We start from the raw sequence: 20,696 nt of genomic DNA, 5'->3' as shown, positions 1-20,696 counted from the left end.
GTCAGGGCGCGCTGATCCCGACATAGGTGGTATCGAGGTACTCCTCGATCCCCTCGAATCCGCCTTCACGCCCGAAACCGCTCGCCTTGACCCCACCGAACGGCGCGGCCGGGTTGGAGACCAGGCCGGTGTTCACCCCGACCATGCCGAAGTCGAGCGACTCGACCAGGCGCAGGGTCCGGTCGAGATCGCGGGTCCAGAGGTAGGCCGAGAGACCGTACTCGGTGTTGTTCGCGGCGTCGACCGCCTCCTGCTCGGTGCGGAAGGTGCTGATCGGCGCGACCGGGCCGAAGATCTCCTCGCGGACCACCCGCGCCTCGGGGGCGACGTCGGCCAGCACGGTCGGCGGGAAGAAGTTGCCGTCCGGTTCGCCGCCGACCACCAGCCGGGCGCCGCCGGCCACCGCGTCGGCGACCAACTGCTGCACCGACTCGACGGCGTGCGCGTCGATCAGCGGTCCGACGTCGACACCGTCCTCCTGGCCACGACCGACCCGAAGCCCACCCATCCGGGCGGCAAGCTTGGCGGTGAACTCCTCGGCGACGTCGGCGTGCACCAGGAACCGGTTGGCCGCCGTGCAGGCCTCCCCCATGTTCCGCATCTTCGCGATCATCGCGCCGTCGACGGCGGCGTCGATGTCGGCGTCGGCGAAGACCAGGAACGGTGCGTTGCCGCCCAACTCCATCGAGACCCGCTGCAGGTTGTCGGCCGAGCCGCGCACCAGCTCCTTGCCGACCGCGGTCGAGCCGGTGAACGAGATCTTGCGAAGTCGCGGATCGGCGAGCAGCGCCGAGGTGACCTCGCCGGTGCTCCGGGTGGTGACCACCTGGAGCACGCCTTCGGGCAACCCCGCCTCCGCGAAGACCTCGGCGAGTTTGAACATGGTCAGCGGGGTCGCGCTGGCCGGCTTCACCAGCGCCGTACAACCGGCAGCCAGGGCGGGGCCGATCTTGCGGGTGCCCATCGCCAACGGAAAGTTCCACGGGGTGATGAAGAGGCACGGACCGACCGGCTTCTTGACCGTGAGCAACCGCGAGCCGCCGGCGGGCGCAGTCAGCCAGCTGCCGCGGATCCGGACCGCCTCCTCGGAGAACCAGCGCAGGAACTCGGCGCCGTACGCCACCTCGCCACGCGCCTCGGCCAGCGGCTTGCCCATCTCCAGGCTGATCGTCTCCGCGAACTCGTCACTCCGTTCGCTGACCAGCTCGAACGCCCGGCGCAGGATCTCCCCACGTTCCCGGGGCGGCGTCGTCGCCCAGGAGTGCTGGCGCTGGACCGCAACGTCGAGCGCGGTGAGCGCCTCCTCGGCGGTCAGGTCCGGAACCTGGCCCAGCACAGCGCCGTCAACCGGGTCGAGCACGTCGAAGGTCTCGGTCATAGGTGCCAATCTATCGGCTGCGCCGAGGAGTGACAGAGCGTCACGGACGGCGACTTCTGACTCCGGTCACCTGCCCTGGGCTGCCGGGGTACCCTCTGCGGCGTGAGGAAGCTGCCCGACTCAGTCGTGATCTTGGCGCCTGCCGCGCTGATCACGGTCGTCGTTGTGCTCCTGGGCTTCCTGATGGTCGGCGGCGAGGAGCCCACCGAGAACGCGGCCACGATCGGCGACAAGGGCCCGGTGACCAGCCAGCCAGGCGTGGATCTGACCGACGAGCCGCTGCCGGAGACGGTCAGCCCGTCGCCTGCCGCGCAGCCCTCGGCCAAGGGCGAGGAGCCCGGTCGCACGATGCCGAAGCTGACCGGCCCGCAGATCACGCTGCGCCCCAAGCCCAAGGTGAAGGTCGTCGAGGAGGCGACCATCACCATCTCCTCCTTCAACCTGCTCGGACACTCGCATACCGAGAAGGGCGGCCACAAGGCGCGTCTGGCGTCCGGGCCGGCCCGGATGGCGGACGCGATGCGGATCCTCGACTCGCACCAGGTCGGTGTGGTCGGCCTGCAGGAGCTGCAGACCCCGCAGATGCAGGTGCTCGCGCGGCACAGCAACTGGTCGGTCTACCCCGGTGGCGGCGTCGACCAGCGGTTGACCGCGAACTCGATCGCCTGGCGCAACTCCGAGTACGAGGCGGTCAGCACCGAGACCACCCCGATCCCGTACTTCGCCGGCGAGATCCGGCAGATGCCCGTCGTGCTGCTGGAGCACAAGGCCACCGGACAGCAGTTCTACGTCGCCAACTTCCATAACCCCGCCAACGCCCACGGCGACGCCTCGCGATGGCGCGCCGAGGCGCTGCAGCGCCAGATCACGCTCGCCAACACCTTGGCCGAGAAGGAACTGCCGATCTTCTTCACCGGCGACATGAACGACCGCGAGGGCTACTTCTGCGGCCTGACCGGCAACACCGCGATGAAGGCGGCCAACGGCGGCAGCACCGGTGCCTCCTGCCAGCCGCCGCCGAAGCCGATGCCGGTGGACTGGATCTTCGGCTCCGACGAGGTCTCCTTCACCGGCTACGTCGCCGACCGGAGCCCGGTCGTCGTGCGGACCACCGACCACCCGGTCGTGGTCGCCCAGGCGGTGCTCCCCGAGCGCCGCGAGAAGCTCAAGCGCTCCCCCCGCTAGCCCCCGAGGGCGCACAACTAGCGCGCGAGGTCGCAACCAGGGCTCAGGTCAGCAGCCGGATGCCTGCCGCGGTGACGGCGGCGACCAGCACCACCACGATGAACGGCGCGCGGCGCCAGGCGAAGATCCCGGCCACCGCGACGGCGATCGGGCGGGCCGGGTCGGACCACTCCTTGCCGTCGGCGAAGGCGCTGGTCGCACAGAGGGCCACCAGCAGCACGGTCGCTGCCGACGTCATCCACTGCTGGACGGCGGCACTCGGCGCCATCCGGCCGTGCAGCAACGGACCGGCCACCCGGAAGGCGTAGGTGAAGGCGCCCAGCACGACAGCCGAGATGATCAGGGTCCACGGGGAGATCATCGGTCGCCCCCTGGCTCAGTACCCGGGGCCGGCTCGGCCCCAGCGTCGCCGTCGGCCTCCCCGGCCGCACCGGTCCGCGGCGGAATCACCAACAATGCGGCCAGCGCGCAGAGCACGGCGAGCCCGGCCGGCACGAACGGCGTCAGGGCGAGCGCGATGACCGCCCCCAGCAACGAGGCGTTGCGGATCCGCGCCTGCCGGAGCGCTGGGACCACCAGTGCGAGCAGCACTGCCGGGAAGGCGGCATCGAGACCCCAGGCGTCGGTGTCCGGGATCGCCTGCCCGAGCAGCCCGCCGAGCAGAGCGCCGACGTTCCAGAAGGTCCACAGCATCGCGCCGCAGGTGAAGAAGATCAGCCGCCGCCGCATCGGATCACGCTCCGCGAGCGCGAACGCGACCACCTCGTCGATCATCAGGTAGCCGCCCAGCCAGGGCCGTTTGCTGACGGTGTCGGCGAGTGCGAACCCGAACGGCAGATGCCGCGCATTGACCAGGGCGCCGGCGGCGACCGCGGCGATCGGGCTCGCTCCGGCGGCGATCAGACCGGTGAAGAGGAACTGACTCGCACCGCCGAAGACGACGATCGACATCAGGGTCGGCACCCACAGCTCGAAGCCGGCGCCGACCGTGATCGCCCCGTAGGAGACCCCGACCAGGCCGACCGCCGCGTTGACCAACAACAGGTCTCGCAGGGTCGCCGGCCCGAGACGGTCGAGAAGTCGGCGCAGCACGTCATAGGTCTACCTGATAGGAGTGCTCCCTGCACATCCGTATTCACGACCTTCCGGCCCGCAGACGGCAACCGAATCCACTCGCTCGACGTCCAACCCACGACGCCTACCTCCAGGAGCCACCGTGAGCCGTCCCTTCTCGCGCACCGCACTGCTCGCTACGACCGTCGGTTTGGCCCTGGTCCTCGCCCTGGCCGCCGGGATCGGCTGGTGGCTGGTGGCTGACGACGAGCCCGACGCCAGCCCGACGACGACCGCCACCGCGCCGTCCCCCAGCCCCAGTCGCGGCACGGAGGTCGCCGCCCACGGCGAGGAGAGCGGTGCCACCGCGGTCGCGCTCCCCACCCACGCTTGGCGGCCCGGCGACGCCGGCGACGACGCCCTGATCAGCGGCACCCTGATCGCGGATCGGCACAACTGCGTAGCGCTCAGCCAAGGGGGCGGCGTGATGACCTACGCGCTTTGGCCGGCGGGGTACAGCGCAGTGATCGGGACCGACGGCGCGGTCCGGCTCAAGGACGCCTCCGGCACCGTGGTGGCCGAGACCGGCGACCAGCTCACCATGGGTGGCGGCTTCGGTGCGCCGCCGTCGCGGGACGTGACCTGCGTGCCGAAGAAGGGCGAGGTCGCCCTGGTCCAGTCGGACGTTACGGTCACCAAGGAGAGCGAGCACTGGCAACCGCGCGAAGCCGCACCGACCGGCTCGCCGAAGGACCCCGCCTATCTCGCGTGGCGCGCCCGGACGCCGTTGCGTTCCTGCGGCGAACAGTTCATCCCGCCGTTCCTCGACGGCACCGCCCTGCGCTACGCCGACTGCTTACGCAACGCCCTAGAGGACGGGCGGGCCGCCGAGGCCGTCGTCACCTTCACCACGGTGGAAGGCGACCCGGTCGTCCGCTACCTGCGGGTCCGGAGGAACGGCGCTGTCGAGGTCTTCACCGACTCCACCCAGGACAAGTTCGGTTCCCGCGCCTGGGAGCAGGGCACCTGTCGACGGCTGGAGGAGGCGCTCCGGTTCTCCTGCTGAGTCCAGCAGAGTCAGTTCAGCAGGCCGTTGACCAACGGCTTGAGCCCTTGCGCGTGGCCGGCCCGGTTCGGGTGGTAGCTCTCCGCGATCGGCCACGACAGCCCGTTGACCCACTCCGTGTTGTCGCAGACCGCGTGCCCGGTGAAGGACGACGTCGGATTGGCGAACGAGAACCCCCGCGCGGTTGCCGCGGCCTTGAGCTTGGCGTTCAACAGGTCCGCGGTGGCGTTGAGCCGCGTCTCCTCGGCGGGGGAGAAGAAGGTGGCGGCGTTGCAGTCCTCGCCCATGAAGAGCCGGGGATAGCCGACGATCACGACCTTGGCGTTCGGCGCCTTGCTCCGGATCGAGGTGTAGAGGGAGTTCAACCGGGCGGGCAGAGTGTTGTTGATGAACGCCTGGGCGGTATTCACCGCGCCGTTGCAGTTGCTGGCCCAACCCGGTTGCGCGCACTCGGTGATCACCGAGACGAAGCCGGCGTCGTTGCCGCCGACCGAGAGGGTCACGTACCGGGTGCCGCTGCCCAGGCTGCCCAACTGGTTGGCGCTCACCGAGGCGGTGGTGGCTCCCGAACACGCCTTGAAGTCGAGTTGGAAGCCACGCGAGGCGGCGATCAGGCTCGGATAGGCGAAGCTGGAGCGTTGGCACGAGGACCCGTCCGCGAGGTACGTGCGGGTACCGGTGCCCGAGGAGTAGGAGTCGCCGAGGGCGACATAGACCGGAGGCACGGCCTGCGCCGGAGCGATCGGGACGATCAACGACAGGACGAACAGGCCGAAGCCTGCGGCGAGAACGCCGAGAATTCTCTTCACGTGTGTTGCTCCTCTTGAGGACGGCCCCCACATGTGCCGTGGGTCACGTTACTCCCGGGCAACTTGGCGCGATACCTTCACTTGTCGACACGCCGGCCGACGACCCGGCGTCGCGCATGCGCCTTGAAGGAGGACCCATGTCCGAGTTTGAACCCGACGTGATCGTGGTCGGCGCCGGTCTGGCCGGACTGGTAGCCACCCACGAACTGGTCAAGGCCGGGAAGCGGGTCCTGGTCCTCGACCAGGAGAACCGCAACAACCTCGGCGGCCAGGCCTTCTGGTCACTCGGCGGCCTACTCTTCGTCAACTCGCCCGAGCAGCGCCGGATGGGGATCAAGGACTCCTACGAGCTCGCCCTCCAGGACTGGCTCGGTTCCGCCGGCTTCGATCGCCTCGATGACGAGGACGTCTGGGGACGGCAGTGGGCCGAGGCCTACGTCCGCTTCGCCACCGACACCAAGCGCGACTACCTCCGCGAGCTCGGCCTCAAGGTGCTCCCCTTCGTCGGATGGGCCGAGCGTGGCTCCGGCTCGGCCAGCGGCCACGGCAACTCCGTGCCGCGCTTCCACCTCACCTGGGGCACCGGCCCCGAGGTGGTCCGGGTCTTCGCCGAACCGGTGCTCCGCGGCGAGGCCACCGGACAGGTCCGCTTCGAGTTCCGGCACCAGGTCGACGAGCTGGTCGTCGAGGACGGTCGCGCGGTCGGCGTCCGCGGCTCCGAGCTGGCCACGGACGACGCCCTGGCCCGCGGCGTCGCCTCGTCGCGTGAGGTGGTCGGTGACTTCGAGCACCGGGCCGGTGCCGTCGTCGTCACCAGCGGCGGGATCGGCCACAACCACGAGCTGATCAGGCAGAACTGGCCCACCGAGCGTCTCGGCGCGGCGCCCGAGCACCTGATCTCCGGCGTCCCCGCGCACGTGGACGGGCGGATGCTGGAGATCAGCGAGGGCGCCGGGGCGCGGATCGTGAACCGCGACCGGATGTGGGCCTACACCGAGGGCATCCACAACTGGGACCCGATCTGGCCGGACCACGCGATCAGGATCATCCCCGGTCCGTCGTCACTGTGGTTCGACGCCAACGGCGACCGGCTCGCATCGCCGAACTTCCCCGGCTTCGACACCCTGGGCACGATGAAGGAGATCCTGGCGACCGGCCACGACTACTCCTGGTTCGTACTGACTCAGAAGATCATCGAGAAGGAGTTCGCGCTCTCCGGCTCGGAACAGAACCCGGACATCACCAGCAAGGACCTCAAGTTCATGCTGAAGTCGCGGCTCGCCAAGGGGGCGCCCGGGCCGGTCGAGAGGTTCAAGGAGCACGGCGAGGACTTCGTGGTCGCCGACTCACTCGACGAACTGGTCGCCGGGATGAACGCGATCGCCCGTGGCCCGCAGCTGGACGTCGAGCATCTGCGTCGGCAGATCACCGCCCGCGACCGGGAGCTCGACAACGAGTTCTCCAAGGACATCCAGTTGATGGCGATCGCCAATGCCCGGCGTTCGCGCACCGACAAGCTGATCCGGGTCGCCGCACCGCACCGGATCCTTGACCGGGAGAACGGTCCGCTGATCGCGGTCCGGCTCAACATCCTGACCCGGAAGACCCTGGGCGGCCTGGAGACCAACCTCGACTCGCAGGTGATGCGCGCCGACGGGACCCCGTTCCCGGGGCTCTACGCGGCCGGTGAGGTCGCCGGGTTCGGAGGCGGCGGCGTCCACGGGTACAACGCGCTGGAAGGCACCTTCCTGGGCGGCTGCATCTTCTCGGGCCGGGCGGCCGGGCTCGCGCTGGCGCGAGGCTGAACTCGCGGCTTCGCGCCACTTGCCAGACGCTGCCGAACGAAAAGCCCCTGAAATCGTCGATTTCAGGGGCTTTTCGTCAGGGACTATCTCGCTGAGGGTCAGTCCTTGTTGTAGGGCTTCTTGTCGCCGCGGTAGCCGCCGCGGTCGCCGTACTCCTTGCGCGGGCCGCCGGAGCGCGGGGCTCCACCGGACCGGCGCGGGCCGTTGTCCGGCTGGATCTCGATCAGCTTGCCGGAGATCCGGGTGTTGGCGAGCGCCTCCAGGGTGCCGGCGGGCAGGTCCTTGGGCAGCTCGACCAGGGAGAAGTCCGGGCGGATCTCGATCCGGCCGAAGTCGGAGCGGCTGAGGTTGCCCTCGTTGGCGAGCGCGCCGACGATCTGGCGGGGCTCCACCTTGTGGCGCTTACCGACCTGCAGCTTGTACGTCATCATGTTGACGTTGCTGTTGCGGCCACCACGCGGGCCACGGTCGCCACCGCGGTCGTCGCGGCCGCGGGCCGGACGGTCCTTGCTGTCCTCGCGGAACTTCTCCTGGCGGACCGGACGCTCGTTCGGGTCGAGCAGCATCGGCTCGTCGCCCTGGAGGACCAGCGCCAGCGCAGCGGCGACGTCGACCTCGGGGACGTCGTGCTCCTTGACGTAGTGGCTCACCACGTCGCGGAAGAAGCTGACCCGCTCCTTGCCGAGCGCCTCGGTGATCGCGTCGTCGAAGCGGCTCAGGCGGGTGGAGTTGATGTCGTCGACGGTCGGCAGACTCATCTGGGTGAGCTGCTGGCGGGTCGCCTTCTCGATCGCCTTGAGCAGGTAGCGCTCGCGCGGGGTGATGAAGGAGATCGCGTCGCCGCTACGGCCGGCGCGGCCGGTACGGCCGATCCGGTGCACGTAGGACTCGGTGTCGGTGGGGATGTCGTAGTTGACGACGTGGCTGATCCGCTCGACGTCGAGACCACGGGCCGCGACGTCGGTGGCGACCAGGATGTCGAGCTTGCCGGCCTTCAGCTGGTTGACCGTGCGCTCACGCTGCACCTGGGCGACGTCACCGTTGATCGCCTGCGCGGAGAAGCCGCGGGCGCGCAGCTTCTCGGCGAGCTCTTCGGTGGCCGACTTGGTGCGGGCGAAGATGATCATCGCCTCGAAGTTCTCGACCTCGAGGATGCGGGTGATCGCGTCGATCTTCTGCGGGAAGCTGACGATCAGGTACCGCTGCGTGATGTTGGCGTTGGTGGTGGTCTTGTTCTTGACCGTCACCTCGACCGGGTCGGTCAGGTACTTCTTGGAGATCCGGCGGATACCGGCCGGCATGGTGGCCGAGAAGAGCGCGACCTGCTTGGTGTCGGGGGTGTCCGCGAGGATCGTCTCGACGTCCTCGGCGAAGCCCATGTTGAGCATCTCGTCGGCCTCGTCGAGCACCAGGAAGCGCAGCTGCGTGAGGTCGAGCGTGCCCTTCTCCAGGTGGTCCATGATCCGACCGGGAGTACCGACGACGATGTCGACGCCGCGGCGCAGCGCGGAGAGCTGGACGCCGTAGCCCTGGCCACCGTAGACCGGCAGCACGGAGACGCCGTTGAGGTTGGCGGCGTACTTCTCGAACGCCTCGGCGACCTGGAGCGCAAGCTCACGGGTGGGCGCGAGGACCAGTGCTTGCGGGCTCTTCTGACCGCGCTCGAGGCGGGAGAGCACCGGCAGCGCGAACGCCGCGGTCTTGCCGGTTCCGGTCTGGGCCAGGCCGACGACGTCGCGGCCTTCCATCAGGGCCGGAATGGTGGCTGCCTGGATCGGCGACGGCGACTCGTAGCCGACCGCCTTAATCGCCTTGAGGACCTTCTCGTCCAGCCCAAGGTCGGCGAACACCGGCCCCTGCGGGGTCTCGTTGGCGGCTTCGGTCTCAGCGTCGTTCAGGTCACTCACCCCCCAACGGTAGTGCCTCAGTACCTCCACAGAAGATTCTGCGAAGGCCTTTCCGGGCCCTTTGGGACTCGGATCACAACTAGACGGCGATATCGGTGACTGCGCGCAGGTGGCTCAGTCCCAATTGATCCTGCACGAAAGTGCTGATCACGTCTAGGGAGGCCGCGCTCTCCGGCGTCAGATCGCCCATCACCGGGAAGGCGTGGATCTGTCCGTGCCAGATGTGCAGGTCGACGGGGACGCCGGCGGCTTCGAGCCGTTCGGTCATCAGCTCGGCGTCGTGGCGCAGGACCTCGTCGGCCGCACAGACGATCAACGACGGCGGCATGTTGCGGAGGTCGCGGTTGACCGGGGACAACCCCGGCTCCAGGATCGCGCGGCCGGTGACCTGCCGAGCGATCCGGCCGAGTCGGGCAGCCGGGATGTAGTGGTCGCGGCGGGCGTTCGGGTGAGCCCGGCGCACCGAGTTGTCGAAGTCGAGCCACGGCGAGAGGCCGACGACGCCGGCCAGCGGGACGCCGCGCTGGGTGGCTTCGATGGCGACCTGGAAGGAGAGGTGCCCACCGGCGGAGTCACCGGCCACCACGATCCGTTCGGGACTGACGCCACCTTCGATCAGCCAATCGGTGGCGGCGATGCAGTCGGCGATGCTGGTCTCGACCAAGCCCTTGGGACTCTGTCGGTAGGCGACCGAGAGGACGGGGAGGCCGGTACGGAGCGCGAGGCGCTCGACGATCCGGCGGTGCGTGGCGAGGCCACAGAAGAGGAAGGCGCCGCCGTGGAAGTAGACGATGGCGCCGTCGCCGGCACCGTCGCGCGGGGTGACGAGCTCCGCCGCCCACCCCTCCCCGAAGACCGGCTCGACCCGGACCCGACGGTCCCGGGGGATCACTCGGGCGCCCAACTCCAGAGCGTTGAGCCCGTGCGCGAGCGGGCCGGAGCTGGGGAAGTAGGTGAAGGTCGGCTTGATGAACGTGCGGGCGAACGTGCGCACGACCAGCGAACGCGCACTGGTGCCGTGGTGGATCTGCATGGCTCCCCCTCCATCAGAACGGTCCCCGGAGCCTAGACCAGATGTGCTCTGGGTCACCCAATATTAAGTATTTAACCATCGGTTTGCCATCAACCGTCCCGTTCTTCCTTCAATCTGGCCCGCTGCCCTGGTCTTCCGCCGCCTCCTGTGCTCGCGCTTCACCGGACGGTCGACGATGTGACCCATGTCACGAAGGGTGGCGGAATCATTCCCGGAACGTGTTAGTTGAAGATTAAACGAAGCACGACGAACCGCCACCCACGATCGAAAGCGATACCCCCATGAGCATCTTCAAGCGCAAGAGCACCGAGACCGTCGAGCCCACCTTCGAGGCCGGCACCGCCGCACTCGCCGACATCTCGGGCAGCTACACCATCGACCCGTCGCACACCTACATCGGCTTCCAGGCCCGCCACGCGATGGTGACCACCGTCCGCGGCGCGTTCAAGGAGTTCCAGGGCGCCGCCACCGTCGACGCCGCCACCCCGGCCAACTCCTCGGTCGAGCTGACCATCGCCGTCAACTCCGTGGACACCGGCACCGCCGACCGCGACGGCCACCTCGCTTCGGCTGACTTCTTCGACGTGGAGAAGTACCCGGCCATCAGCTTCCGCTCGACCTCCGTCGAGGCCGACGGCGACGACTGGCTGATCACCGGCGACCTGACCATCAAGGACGTCACCAAGCCCGTCACCGTGCCCTTCGAGTTCACCGGCTCGGCCCAGGACCCGTTCGGCAACACCCGCATCGGCTTCGAGGGCGAGGTTGCCGTCAACCGCAAGGACTGGAACCTGACCTGGAACGCCGCGCTGGAGACCGGCGGCGTGCTCGTCTCGGAGAAGGTCAAGCTCAAGTTCGACATCTCGGCGATCAAGAACGCCTGAGCCTGCGCGGGCAGAACCACCCGCACCCGTCCGAACCCCGGCGTCGCCCCAGACGTCGGGGTTCGGTCATCTCCAGCTGCCGAGGGCGGTCAACGTCCGCCGGCCACCCGCAGGGTCGTTGCGGTGACGTAGCCCGCTTGGTCGCTCATCAACCAGGCGACTGCGTCCGCGATCTCAGACGGCGCCCCGGCACGTCCCAACGGGATCTGCGGCGCCATCCGCTCCACCCGCTCCGGGTCACCGGTGGTGGCGTGCAGGTCGGTCGCGATCAGGCCGGGCGCCACACCGACGACCCGGATCCCCTGCGCCGCGACCTCCAACCCCAGCCCCCGGGTCATCGTGTCCAGACCCGCCTTGGCCGCCGCATAGTGCACGTACTCACCGGGCGAACCGATCGTGGCCGCGCCCGAGGAGATGTTGACGATCACGCCACCCGGGCCACCGAACTCGGTGCTCATCGCCCGGACCGCACAGCGCGCGACCAGCAGCGGCGCCGTCAGGTTTATCGCGATGGTCCGCTCGATCGAAGCGATCGGGGTGGCGGTGAGCGCGGCGAACTCGTAGGTGGCGCCGGCGTTGTTCACCACGCCGGTCAGCTGCCCGCGGACGGCGATCGCGGCGAAAAGGGCGTCGATCTCCTCGGACCGGGTGAGGTCGACACGCTCGGCGGTCGCCTCCACCCCGGTCGCCCGCAGCTCGGCAAGCGTGCGCTCGGCGGCCACGTCGTCGTTGCGGTAGGCCAGAACCAGGTCGTGACCCTCGGCCGCGAGCCGCTGCGCGACCGCAGCCCCGATCCCGCGGGTGCCACCGGTCACCAGAGTCAGTGGCGCCACCGCGGTTACTCGGCCTGCTCGTTGCCCGCTGGTGCCTCGGCTACCGCAGCAAGGTCGAGACCGCGGAGCGCGGTGACCAGCTCTTCCAGAGCCGGTGCCGGCAGCGCGCCGGCCTGGTTGAAGACCAACTGGCCCTGCTTGAAGGCCATCAGCGTCGGGATCGAGCTGATCTGCGCGGCAGCGCTGAGCTGCTGCTCGACCTCGGTGTTGATGCTGCCGAAGACGATGTCACCGTGCTGCTCGGCAGCCGCCTCGTAGATCGGCGCGAACTGGCGGCACGGGCCGCACCAGGAGGCCCAGAAATCCACCAGCACCATCTCGTTGCCGGAGATGGTCTGCTCGAAGTTGCTTGCGGTGAGTTCGATCGCTCCCATGCCGCCACACTACGCGGCGGCCCATGCCGAGACGTCGCACTCCGCCAACCCACAGCTGAGGGACTACGGGGCGCGGTAACGGACGAAGGCCGGCACCGCCAGCGCGGCCACCAGGACCAGCGCCACCACCAGGATGCCGCCACCGGCAGCAGCTGCGGGAGCACCGACCACGGCAGCGGCACCACCGTGGGCGACGTCGGCGATCCGGGGGCCGCCCGCGACCACCACGGTGAAGATGCCTTGCAGCCGCCCGCGGACCGCGTCCGCGGCCGCGCCCTGCAACATGCTGGTCCGGAACGCCGCCGAGATCATGTCGGCCGCACCGCCCGCCATCAACATCACCACGGCGACGGCGAGCATCAGCCCGGCGCCGCCGTCGGCCAACGAGACGGCGAAGCCGAAGAGCGCCATCGCCGCGCCCCAGACCACGATCGCGGCCACCACTGCCACCCCGTGCCGATGCACCCGCGAGACCCAGCCCGAGAAGACCCCGCCGAGGACCGCGCCGGCCGGGATCGCGGCGAAGAGCAGGGCGAAGGCAAGGCCGCCCTCGGAAGGGCCGCCGAAGTTCTCGTGGGCCATCTGCGGGAAGAGCGCCCGCGGCATCCCGAAGACCATCGCGATGATGTCGACGACGAAGGACATCATCAGGACCGGATGACCACGCAGATAGCGGAAACCATCGATCACCGACCTCAGTCCCGGCGCCGAGACGACGCCTTCGACCGGTAGCGCGGGCAGCGCCCAGACCGCACCGAGGGTGGCGAAGAGCGTGATCGTGTCGGCGAAGTAGAGCCAGGAGAAGCCCATCACCGGGATCAACGCGCCGCCGACCAGCGGCCCGGCGATCGCACCGGCCATCATCACCGTCATGTTGAGCGAGTTCGCGGCCGGCAGCAGCTCGCGCGGCAGGATCTTGGGCAGCACCGCGTTGCGGGTCGGCTGGTTGATCGCGAAGAACGCCTGCTGCACCGCGAAGAGGCAGAGCAGCAGCCAGACGTCGGTGTTACCGAACGCCGCCTGCGCCCAGAAGAGCGCGCTGGTGCCGATCAGGCCGAGCGTCGAGATCAGCAGCAGGCGGCGTCGATCCATCGCGTCGGCGAGCGCGCCACCCCAGAGCCCGAAGACCACCAGCGGGACCAGGCCGAAGATGCCGGTCAGCCCGACGTAGGCCGACGAACCGGTCATCGCGTAGATCTGCGCCGGGACCGCGACCACGGTCAACTGGGCCCCGACGACGGTGATGATGTTCGCCGTCCACAGTCGCCGGAAGGTCGGCACCCGAAGCGGCCGGGTGTCGGCCAACGCATCCCTCAATCCCACCTTGCGATGGTCTCACTCTCCTCCCCCGCCATTCGATGTGACCTCAGCGCTGAGATTCGGCCCGAATCTCAGCGCTGAGGTCACATCGAATGAGGGAGTTCGGGCCTGACCTGCGAGAATCAAGCAGTGCACGAAGACGCAGAGCCGCTAGACCGGATCGACCCCGACGAACTCGCGATCGCGGTCAAGGTGCTGCGCCAGATCCCGCAACTGCACCCCGATCACGAAGACGTGCGGACGATGAAGCGCGCGGCGTCCTACATGTACAAGCTGATCAAGAAGACCCGGCGTGCCGAGATCCGGATGGTCCGGCAGAAGCACGACCAGGACATCATCGAGAAGACCGCCACCGGTTCGGCGATGCGGATCGACGACGAGACCGCCGGCATTCCGCTCGTCTCCACCGCCGAAGGTGCCTTCGCCGGCGAGCTGATCACCGCTCGCGGCTGTTACATCTGCAAGCAGGACTTCACCCTCGTCGACGCGTTCTACCACTGGCTCTGCCCCTCCTGCGCGGCGATGAGCCACCAGAAGCGGAACCAGCACGCCGACCTGACCGGCAAGCGCGCGCTGCTCACCGGCGGCCGCGCGAAGATCGGTATGTACATCGCGTTGCGGTTGCTCCGCGACGGCGCACACACCACCATCACCACCCGGTTCCCCAAGGACGCCGTCCGCCGGTTCGCCGCCCAGGAGGACTCTGCCGACTGGCTGCACCGGCTCAAGGTGGTCGGCATCGACCTGCGCGACCCCACCCAGGTGATCTCGCTGACCGAGGACGTCGCCGCCGACGGCCCGCTCGACATCATCATCAACAACGCCTGCCAGACGGTGCGCCGCCTGCCCGGCGCCTACTCGCACCTGATCGACGGCGAGAACGCGGCCCTACCCAGCGCGGAGTCGCTCGGAGTCAAGGAGCTGCCGGAGATGGTCAGCTTCGACCGGATCTCCGAGGCGCACCCGGCCGCGATCGCCGGCGCACTGGCGGAGACCGCCGTCGCGCACCACGACGGCGAGTCCGCGGAGTCCGCCCTCGCCTCGCACAACGCGGCGTCGTTGACGGCCCTCGCGCTCAAGGCCGGCAACGCCTCGCTGGAGGCTCACCTGGCCGGTACCGCGATCGACGCCGGTGGCCTGATCCCGGATATCCAGACCAACAACTCCTGGACCCAGCTGCTCGACGAGGTCGACCCGCTGGAACTGCTCGAGGTGCAGTTCTGCAACTCGATCGCGCCGTTCCTGATCAACTCGCGGCTGCGGCCCGCGCTGCGCGCCGCCGTCCAGAACGGTGCGCGGCGCGCGTACATCGTCAACGTGTCGGCGATGGAGGGACAGTTCTCCCGGCGCTACAAGGGCTCCGGCCACCCGCACACGAACATGGCGAAGGCCGCGCTGAACATGATGACGCGCACCTCGTCGGGCGAGATGTTCGAGACCGACAAGATTCTGATGACCGCCGTCGACACCGGTTGGATCACCGACGAGCGGCCGCACCACGAGAAGCTGCGGATCGCCGCCGAGGGTTGGCACGCTCCGCTCGACCTGGTCGACGGCGCCGCGCGCGTCTACGACCCGATCGTCCAGGGCGAGGGCGGCGAGGACATCTACGGCGTCTTCGTGAAGGACTACAAGCCGAGCCCCTGGTGAGCCGATCCCGCTTATAGACTCCCCTCTCGTGAGCACGCCGCCAGAACTCCTCCGCCTCCGCAAGAGCATCGACAACATCGACGCTGCCTTGATCCACCTGCTCGCCGAGCGGTTCAACTGCACGCAACAGGTCGGCGTCCTGAAGGCGGAGCTCGGGCTGCCGGCCGCGGACAAGTCACGCGAGGAGCGGCAGGTGGCGCGGCTGCGCGACCTGGCCGAGGAGTCGGGCCTGGACCCGGTCTTCGCCGAGAAGTTCCTCAACTTCGTCATCGCCGAGGTGATCCATCACCACGAGCGGATCGCCGAGTCCTGACCTCAATGTGACCTCAGCGCGCGATTTGGACCGCGAACCGCGCGCTCAGCTCACATCGAGCGGGGTCGCTACCGGCGTCAGCGCCTGACGGCCACGAACCTGGATCGGGTCGAGCTCCTTCCAGTTCACGGACTCGACCGGGTCCGCCGCGGCGAGCAGGTCCGCCCGGACCAGGACCGCCGCCGGAACCTGCTTCGCCAGATCGGTCAGCCGGGCCGCCTCGTTCACCGGATCGCCGATCACGGTGTACTCCGAACGCTGGTCGGCGCCGATGTTGCCGGCCACGGCGCGCCCGGTGGAGACCCCGATGCCGGCGCGCAGCTCGGGCACCTCGGCGCGCAGCCGCTCCCCCATCACCCGTGCCGCCCGCAGCGCCAACGTCGCCCGGTCCGGAACCTCGGCCGGCGCACCCCAGATCGCAAGGGCGGCGTCACCGGCGAACTTGTTGATCCACCCGCCGTGCGCGTCGACCACCTCGACCACGACGGCGAAGAACTGGTTGAGCAGGGCCACCACCTGCTCGGGTTCACGCTCCTCGGCGATGGTGGTCGAACCGATGATGTCGACGAAGAGCACCGTCACCTCACGCGCCTCACCGCCCAGCGTGACGTCGTCAGCGAGGGCTTGGCGGGCGACGTCGGTACCGACGTGGCGGCCGAAGAGCTCGCGGATCCGTTCGCGTTCGCGGAGCCCGGCGGCCATCTTGTTGAAACCGGCCTGGAGATGCCCGATCTCGGTGGCGTCGTAGATCGGGACCGCTACCTCGTAGTTGCCGCGCTCGATCTCCGCGACCGCGCGGCGCAGCCCACGCAACGGGTCGGCGCTCGCCTTGGCCGCCAGGTAGGTGGCCAGCACGCCCACGCTCAACCCGATCCCGCTGAGCACCACCATGGTCACCGCCAGCCCGGTGATGGTGGCCTCGCTACCGGTCAGCGTGAAGATGCCGACCAGGACCAGCCCGAGGAGCACGATCCCGGTGCTCAGCCACCAGGTCAGGAGTTCGCGGCCGACGACGGTGCGCCGGTTGGGCATCGGGGCGTCGCCCTCGAGTGCGCGCTGCGCGAAGGAACGGAGTGCGCGCTCGGCCGCCAGGTAGCTGAACGCTGTCGTCGACCAGCCGACCAGCGCCACCGTGAGCGCGATGTAGGCGCCGAGCCGCAGGTTCTCCGGCGCGTTCAGGGCGCCGAAGAGGAGCGCCGCGCAGAGCCAGGTGGCGCCTTGACGGCGGGCCACGATCGCCGGGGCGCGGAGCACCACCAGCCGGCCGGGGTCGTCGTGCGGTGCACCGCGTCTGACCCAGTGGACCAGCGGCGTGAGTACCGCGTTGAGATGCCAGACGCCGACCCCCACGGCGACGGTGACCACGATCGCAGCGCCGATCAGGTTCAGCAGGCGCACCCGGTCGTCGTCGGCGAGCTGGGGAAGGGGCACCGCGAACGCCAACAGGCAGTAGACCAGGACGGTGCCGACGAGGTTGATCACCACCAACCCGAGACTGAGGGCGAGCCGCGCACGCCACGATCGGAAGCGGGTCACGCGGCGACCCTACAACTCAATGTGACCTCAGCGCGGTTGTTCACGGCCGGAATCCGCTGAGAGGTCACATTGAAGGGGAGCATCGAGGGCAGCGCCGCGGAAGATCACATCGGGGTCGGGCCTCGGCCGAATCTGCCACAACCCGCGGCGCTGGTTCCGCTCCGCGCGTACCGCCGCCGCGCGAAGACGTTCGACGACGTCACGGCGCTCGCTCATCTCCCCTGCGACGACGGTGACCACCTCGATGCCGTGGTCGCGGAGCCGGTCCTCACGTGCGAGATCGTGGCGGCGCTGCTCGACGGTGAGGTGGTGCGCGCCGTCGTACTCGCCGGCCAGACCGAGCTCGGGTGAGAAGAGGTCCGGACGCGCGAGGAACCGGCCGTTCGCATCGACCAACTCCACGTTGCACAACGGCGGCGGGAGCTCCGCGTGCAGGGTCCAGATCAGCCGGAGAGCCGTCTCGCGGGGCGACTCAACGCCGTCCGAAGCGAGCCGGAGTGCCTGTCGCATCAGGGGGAGTCCGTAGGTGCGCGGAACCGTGCGCAACCAGCGTCGCAACCGCGAGCGCGAGGTGAGCTCGGCGTGCAGAACCATGTCGATGGCCGCGACAGCGCGGGTCAGGGACCGCAGTTGGAAGATCTCGTCGAGTAGGGCGCGGTGGACGTTGAGACACCGCACCCCGTGCCGGAGAACCACCTCCGTCTCCGCCGTCCGATGGCGGGTGAAGGCCGCTCCGGGATGGTCAGGGCACTGACGGCCGGGCCCGACAGCGATCAGGACGGGACGGTCCTGACCGTCCTGGTCGGTGCCCCCGAACCAGTCGGCACCGGCCAGATGCAGGCTCGCCCAACCGGTGACGCCGCCGTAGCGGCCCAGGTGTCCGCCAGCCTCGACGATCCGTTGTGCGGGCTGGTCGAACTCGGCGTCCGCCGGCACATAGAGACCCGGCGACGTCCGCCGCCAGCGGCCGCCCCTCGCAGCACCCGCCCGCGGCCCGATGACCCCGGCGGGATCGACAGGTGTCGGCACAACGATGCGTGGAGTGGGAAGTCGGTCGGCCGGCATGAAACCAGCCTGACCGGCGGAGAGGTCGGCGCGGACGTTCTCCACAGGCCGCTTTCAATGTGACCTCAGCGCGCACTTTTCGTCGAAAAGTGCGCGCTGAGGTCACATTGAGCTACTCGGCTCGGAGCTTCTCCAGGCGCGCGGCGAGCGAGTCGCGTCGGTGCGCGTTGCCTGGGAGGTTGACGTAGCGGGTGCCGTGGACGGCGAGCAGCGCGTCGTCGAGCCGACGGACCGCGCCCGGCGGGTACTTGTAACCCATCTTGGTGGCGATCACGGAGTCGTCGATGGTGGTGATCAGGCCGCTCAGCTCGTCCACCGAAGTGATCCCCAGCTCGTGCAGGACGCCGGCGATCCACTCGTAGTGGTCGGTCCGCGACCAACCCGCCTCCGAGTAGTGCGAGCCGAGGAAGGCGGCGAGTTCGTCGCCGTCGATCGGCTCATCGGCGGCGGCCGGCTCCAGCCGGATCACCTCCGCCATCTTGAGCTGGTCACGGATCTCGGAGAACTCCCGGTCGGCGAGCTCCAACAGGCCCGCGGCCAGCGTGAAGCGACGGTCCAGATCCGGCACGCTCTCGTCCGGAACCTGCCCCTTGTAACGGATGTCGTGCTCGAACTCCGCCCAGGCGTGCTGCAGCACGGTCCGCACCTGCACCGACGCCGGCTGGTCACCGACCTCCTCGATCAGCTCCGCGGAGGCGTGGGCCGGGTCGAGCGCCACCAGCAGGTGCCGACTGGCGTAACCGAAGCGGCCCTGGCTCGCGGTCACCTTGCCCAGGTCGCGGTCGTCGAGGATCTCCATCGACGCAGCCAGCAGGTCGGCGACGGCGTCCACGTCGGTCCGCACGTAGGTGATCACCCGGACGCCGACCTGGTCGGTGATCTGGGTCAGCGGATCGTCGTAGATCAACTCGCCGTTCTCACTGCGGGTCGTCTTGTTGGCGAAGGAGCTGACCGACTTGGTCCGGCTGGTCACCGACAGATAGTTGATACCCGCGTCGTCGAGCAGGCCCTGGACATAGGCGTCGTAGAGCGCCGTCACGTGCCGGAGCCGGTCCTGCATACCGGCGTACTTCTGCACCACTTCGGTGAGCGGGGAGCTCCCCCGTCGGCTACGTCGGCTCATAGGGCCAACTTTGTCATGTACCGCGAACACTCACGGTTCATTGACCACGACGGTGGCCCCGAGTTCGTCGTCACGCACCACGGTGGAGGCCAGCCGCGCCGCCGCGAACGCCTCCGCCAACACCGCGGCCTGGTGCCGCGCCACCTCGATCAACAGCCGACCGTGCGGCGCCAGCCACGAGCCCGCCTCGGCGACGATCCGACGCGCCAAGGTCAGCCCGTCCGGGCCGCCGTCGTGGGCCGATCGGGGCTCGTGACGGCGGGCGTCGCCGTCCAGCAGGTCAAGGTCGGCGCTCGGCACGTACGGCGGACTGGCCACCAATAGGTCGATCCGCCGGGCCAAGGTCCGCGGCAACGCGGCGAAGAGGTCGCCACGGTGGAAGTGCCCCGACGGCACGTTCTCCGTGGCACAGACCAACGCGGCGGCGTCGACGTCGACACCGTGGACCACCGACTCGGCGCTGGCGTCGGCCACCACCGCGGCGACCGGCGCGACCCCACAGCAGAGTTCGACCACCACCGAACCGGCGCGGGCCCGCTCCGCCGCCATCCGGGCCAGCAGTTCGGTCCGGGGCCTCGGCACGAAGACTCCGGGCGCGACGGTCAACCTGCGCTGGCCGAACGTGGTCCAGCCGGTGACGTGGGCGAGCGGTTCTCCGGCGACCCGGCGGGCGAGCAGAGTGGCGAGGTCCCCGTCGTGGGCGCGCAGGATCGCGGCCTCTTCATCGGCCCAGACACACCCGGCTGCCCGAAGCGCTGCTGCTACCTCGTCCATCGGGGCGAGTCTGGCACAGTGCACAGATGTACCTTTTCGAGTTCGAAGGAAGACGGCCCACCGTGCACCCCGAGGCGTTCGTGGCGCCGACGGCCACCTTGATCGGCGACGTGCGGGTCGAGAAGGGCGCAAGCATCTGGTACGGCGCGGTACTCCGCGGCGACGAGTGCACGATCATCGTGCGCCAGGATGCCAACGTCCAGGAGAACTCCGTGGTGCATGCCGCGCCCGAGGTGGTCGTCGAGATCGGCGTCGGTGCCACCATCGGCCACAACTGCACCGTTCACGGCGCGACCATCGGCCGGCACGGCCTGGTCGGCAACGGGTCCACCGTCCTGGACGGAGCCAGCGTGGGCGCCGGTTCGATGGTGGCGGCGGGGTCCACCGTCAGCCCCGGCACCACGATCCCGGACGGCGTCCTCGCAGCCGGCAGCCCGGCTGTGGTGAAGAAGGAGATCGCGGGCAGCTCGGCCGCCTTCTGGGTGGAGGCGAACCCGGTGCACTACCCCCAACTCGCCGAGCGCCACCGTCGCACCATCAAACCCATCACCCCCTGAGCCCGAGGGCCCACAAATAGCATTCGAGGGT

20 protein-coding genes are annotated in these 20,696 nt (G+C 69.2%); 7 read left to right on the top strand and 13 right to left on the bottom strand.

Annotated elements, in window-relative coordinates; genetic code table 11:
* Position 1: 1 nt before the first annotated feature.
* Positions 2 to 1,378 carry an NAD-dependent succinate-semialdehyde dehydrogenase gene (locus ACLM5J_RS08155; RefSeq protein ID WP_413655744.1) on the bottom strand — a complete coding sequence of 459 codons (1,377 nt, stop codon included), beginning with the start codon at positions 1,376 to 1,378 and terminating at the stop codon, positions 2 to 4.
* A 102-nt stretch (positions 1,379 to 1,480) separates the two neighbouring features.
* On the opposite strand from ACLM5J_RS08155, the gene ACLM5J_RS08150 reads away from it, so the two are divergent.
* Positions 1,481 to 2,563 carry an endonuclease/exonuclease/phosphatase family protein gene (locus ACLM5J_RS08150; protein ID WP_413655742.1) on the top strand — a complete coding sequence of 361 codons (1,083 nt, stop codon included), beginning with the start codon at positions 1,481 to 1,483 and terminating at the stop codon, positions 2,561 to 2,563.
* Between the two features lie 43 nt (positions 2,564 to 2,606).
* Here the strand turns inward: ACLM5J_RS08150 and ACLM5J_RS08145 are convergent, their stop codons facing one another.
* A complete protein-coding gene (locus tag ACLM5J_RS08145) occupies positions 2,607 to 2,924 on the bottom strand; it encodes an AzlD domain-containing protein (RefSeq protein WP_413655740.1) in 318 nt (105 codons plus the stop codon).
* Entirely contained in the window at positions 2,921 to 3,655 is a 735-nt protein-coding gene (locus ACLM5J_RS08140) for an AzlC family ABC transporter permease (RefSeq protein WP_413655738.1), read from the bottom strand. The genes ACLM5J_RS08145 and ACLM5J_RS08140 overlap by 4 nt, the downstream gene beginning before the upstream one ends.
* Before the next feature lie 124 nt (positions 3,656 to 3,779).
* On the opposite strand from ACLM5J_RS08140, the gene ACLM5J_RS08135 reads away from it, so the two are divergent.
* Positions 3,780 to 4,682 (top strand): hypothetical protein, encoded by a 903-nt coding sequence (locus tag ACLM5J_RS08135; RefSeq protein ID WP_413655736.1) that lies wholly within the window; start codon positions 3,780 to 3,782, stop codon positions 4,680 to 4,682.
* Between the two features lie 11 nt (positions 4,683 to 4,693).
* Here ACLM5J_RS08135 and ACLM5J_RS08130 read toward each other — a convergent pair whose 3' ends face one another.
* The gene (locus ACLM5J_RS08130; RefSeq protein ID WP_413655734.1) at positions 4,694 to 5,491 is read right to left on the bottom strand and encodes an SGNH/GDSL hydrolase family protein; all 798 of its coding nucleotides are present in this window, start codon (positions 5,489 to 5,491) and stop codon (positions 4,694 to 4,696) included.
* A gap of 137 nt (positions 5,492 to 5,628) precedes the next feature.
* Between ACLM5J_RS08130 and ACLM5J_RS08125 the strand changes: the two genes are divergently transcribed.
* On the top strand, positions 5,629 to 7,296 hold the full coding sequence (locus ACLM5J_RS08125) for an FAD-binding dehydrogenase (RefSeq protein WP_413655732.1): 1,668 nt from the start codon (positions 5,629 to 5,631) through the stop codon (positions 7,294 to 7,296).
* A gap of 98 nt (positions 7,297 to 7,394) precedes the next feature.
* Here the strand turns inward: ACLM5J_RS08125 and ACLM5J_RS08120 are convergent, their stop codons facing one another.
* Together ACLM5J_RS08120 and ACLM5J_RS08115 are read right to left on the bottom strand one after the other, a co-directional pair.
* Complete coding sequence (locus ACLM5J_RS08120; RefSeq protein ID WP_413655730.1) at positions 7,395 to 9,203, bottom strand: DEAD/DEAH box helicase; 1,809 nt, start codon at positions 9,201 to 9,203, stop codon at positions 7,395 to 7,397.
* Between the two features lie 79 nt (positions 9,204 to 9,282).
* Positions 9,283 to 10,236, bottom strand: a complete 954-nt coding sequence (locus tag ACLM5J_RS08115; RefSeq protein WP_413655728.1) for an alpha/beta hydrolase — start codon at positions 10,234 to 10,236, stop codon at positions 9,283 to 9,285.
* Positions 10,237 to 10,517: 281 nt separating this feature from the next.
* Here ACLM5J_RS08115 and ACLM5J_RS08110 point away from each other — a divergent pair, with 281 nt between their 5' ends.
* Positions 10,518 to 11,120, top strand: a complete 603-nt coding sequence (locus ACLM5J_RS08110; protein ID WP_413655726.1) for a YceI family protein — start codon at positions 10,518 to 10,520, stop codon at positions 11,118 to 11,120.
* 89 nt (positions 11,121 to 11,209) lie between these two features.
* Here the strand turns inward: ACLM5J_RS08110 and ACLM5J_RS08105 are convergent, their stop codons facing one another.
* From ACLM5J_RS08105 to ACLM5J_RS08095, 3 genes are all read right to left on the bottom strand, one after another.
* The gene (locus ACLM5J_RS08105) at positions 11,210 to 11,953 is read right to left on the bottom strand and encodes an SDR family NAD(P)-dependent oxidoreductase (RefSeq protein ID WP_413655724.1); all 744 of its coding nucleotides are present in this window, start codon (positions 11,951 to 11,953) and stop codon (positions 11,210 to 11,212) included.
* 5 nt (positions 11,954 to 11,958) lie between these two features.
* On the bottom strand, positions 11,959 to 12,327 hold the full coding sequence (trxA, locus tag ACLM5J_RS08100) for a thioredoxin (protein ID WP_413655722.1): 369 nt from the start codon (positions 12,325 to 12,327) through the stop codon (positions 11,959 to 11,961).
* Between the two features lie 63 nt (positions 12,328 to 12,390).
* A complete protein-coding gene (locus ACLM5J_RS08095; protein ID WP_413655720.1) occupies positions 12,391 to 13,650 on the bottom strand; it encodes an MFS transporter in 1,260 nt (419 codons plus the stop codon).
* 126 nt (positions 13,651 to 13,776) lie between these two features.
* On the opposite strand from ACLM5J_RS08095, the gene ACLM5J_RS08090 reads away from it, so the two are divergent.
* Together ACLM5J_RS08090 and ACLM5J_RS08085 are read left to right on the top strand one after the other, a co-directional pair.
* The gene (locus ACLM5J_RS08090) at positions 13,777 to 15,297 is read left to right on the top strand and encodes an SDR family NAD(P)-dependent oxidoreductase (RefSeq protein WP_413655718.1); all 1,521 of its coding nucleotides are present in this window, start codon (positions 13,777 to 13,779) and stop codon (positions 15,295 to 15,297) included.
* A 28-nt stretch (positions 15,298 to 15,325) separates the two neighbouring features.
* Positions 15,326 to 15,610, top strand: coding sequence for a chorismate mutase (locus tag ACLM5J_RS08085; protein WP_343993866.1), 285 nt, complete (start codon positions 15,326 to 15,328; stop codon positions 15,608 to 15,610).
* Positions 15,611 to 15,655: 45 nt separating this feature from the next.
* On the opposite strand, the gene ACLM5J_RS08080 is transcribed toward ACLM5J_RS08085, so the two are convergent.
* The 4 genes from ACLM5J_RS08080 to ACLM5J_RS08065 all read right to left on the bottom strand — a co-directional run bounded on the left by ACLM5J_RS08080 (position 15,656) and on the right by ACLM5J_RS08065 (position 20,108).
* Positions 15,656 to 17,146: an adenylate/guanylate cyclase domain-containing protein gene (locus tag ACLM5J_RS08080; RefSeq protein ID WP_413655716.1), complete on the bottom strand. Its 1,491-nt coding sequence runs from the start codon at positions 17,144 to 17,146 to the stop codon at positions 15,656 to 15,658.
* A 27-nt stretch (positions 17,147 to 17,173) separates the two neighbouring features.
* Entirely contained in the window at positions 17,174 to 18,256 is a 1,083-nt protein-coding gene (locus ACLM5J_RS08075; protein WP_413655714.1) for a hypothetical protein, read from the bottom strand.
* Positions 18,257 to 18,323: 67 nt separating this feature from the next.
* Complete coding sequence (locus ACLM5J_RS08070) at positions 18,324 to 19,334, bottom strand: GTP pyrophosphokinase family protein (RefSeq protein WP_413655712.1); 1,011 nt, start codon at positions 19,332 to 19,334, stop codon at positions 18,324 to 18,326.
* Positions 19,335 to 19,364: 30 nt separating this feature from the next.
* Entirely contained in the window at positions 19,365 to 20,108 is a 744-nt protein-coding gene (locus tag ACLM5J_RS08065; protein ID WP_413655710.1) for a HemK family protein methyltransferase, read from the bottom strand.
* A gap of 26 nt (positions 20,109 to 20,134) precedes the next feature.
* Between ACLM5J_RS08065 and ACLM5J_RS08060 the strand changes: the two genes are divergently transcribed.
* Entirely contained in the window at positions 20,135 to 20,665 is a 531-nt protein-coding gene (locus ACLM5J_RS08060; RefSeq protein WP_413655708.1) for a gamma carbonic anhydrase family protein, read from the top strand.
* Positions 20,666 to 20,696 lie beyond the last annotated feature (31 nt).

It is taken from the genome of Nocardioides sp. Bht2, assembly GCF_047308515.1.
Taxonomy (GTDB): Bacteria; Actinomycetota; Actinomycetes; order Propionibacteriales; family Nocardioidaceae; genus Nocardioides.
The sequence above is the reverse complement of the archived record's forward strand: the minus strand, read 5'-3'. Positions and strand labels throughout refer to the sequence as shown.

What these genes read in the sequence shown, in the direction of transcription:
- ACLM5J_RS08155 (WP_413655744.1), bottom strand. Translation starts at nt 1,378, where the DNA reads ATGACCGAGACCTTCGACGTGCTCGACCCGGTTGACGGCGCTGTGCTG.
- ACLM5J_RS08145 (WP_413655740.1), bottom strand. Translation starts at nt 2,924, where the DNA reads ATGATCTCCCCGTGGACCCTGATCATCTCGGCTGTCGTGCTGGGCGCC.
- ACLM5J_RS08125 (WP_413655732.1), top strand. Translation starts at nt 5,629, where the DNA reads ATGTCCGAGTTTGAACCCGACGTGATCGTGGTCGGCGCCGGTCTGGCC.
- ACLM5J_RS08115 (WP_413655728.1), bottom strand. Translation starts at nt 10,236, where the DNA reads ATGCAGATCCACCACGGCACCAGTGCGCGTTCGCTGGTCGTGCGCACG.
- ACLM5J_RS08110 (WP_413655726.1), top strand. Translation starts at nt 10,518, where the DNA reads ATGAGCATCTTCAAGCGCAAGAGCACCGAGACCGTCGAGCCCACCTTC.
- trxA (WP_413655722.1), bottom strand. Translation starts at nt 12,327, where the DNA reads ATGGGAGCGATCGAACTCACCGCAAGCAACTTCGAGCAGACCATCTCC.
- ACLM5J_RS08070 (WP_413655712.1), bottom strand. Translation starts at nt 19,334, where the DNA reads ATGAGCCGACGTAGCCGACGGGGGAGCTCCCCGCTCACCGAAGTGGTG.
- ACLM5J_RS08065 (WP_413655710.1), bottom strand. Translation starts at nt 20,108, where the DNA reads ATGGACGAGGTAGCAGCAGCGCTTCGGGCAGCCGGGTGTGTCTGGGCC.
- ACLM5J_RS08060 (WP_413655708.1), top strand. Translation starts at nt 20,135, where the DNA reads ATGTACCTTTTCGAGTTCGAAGGAAGACGGCCCACCGTGCACCCCGAG.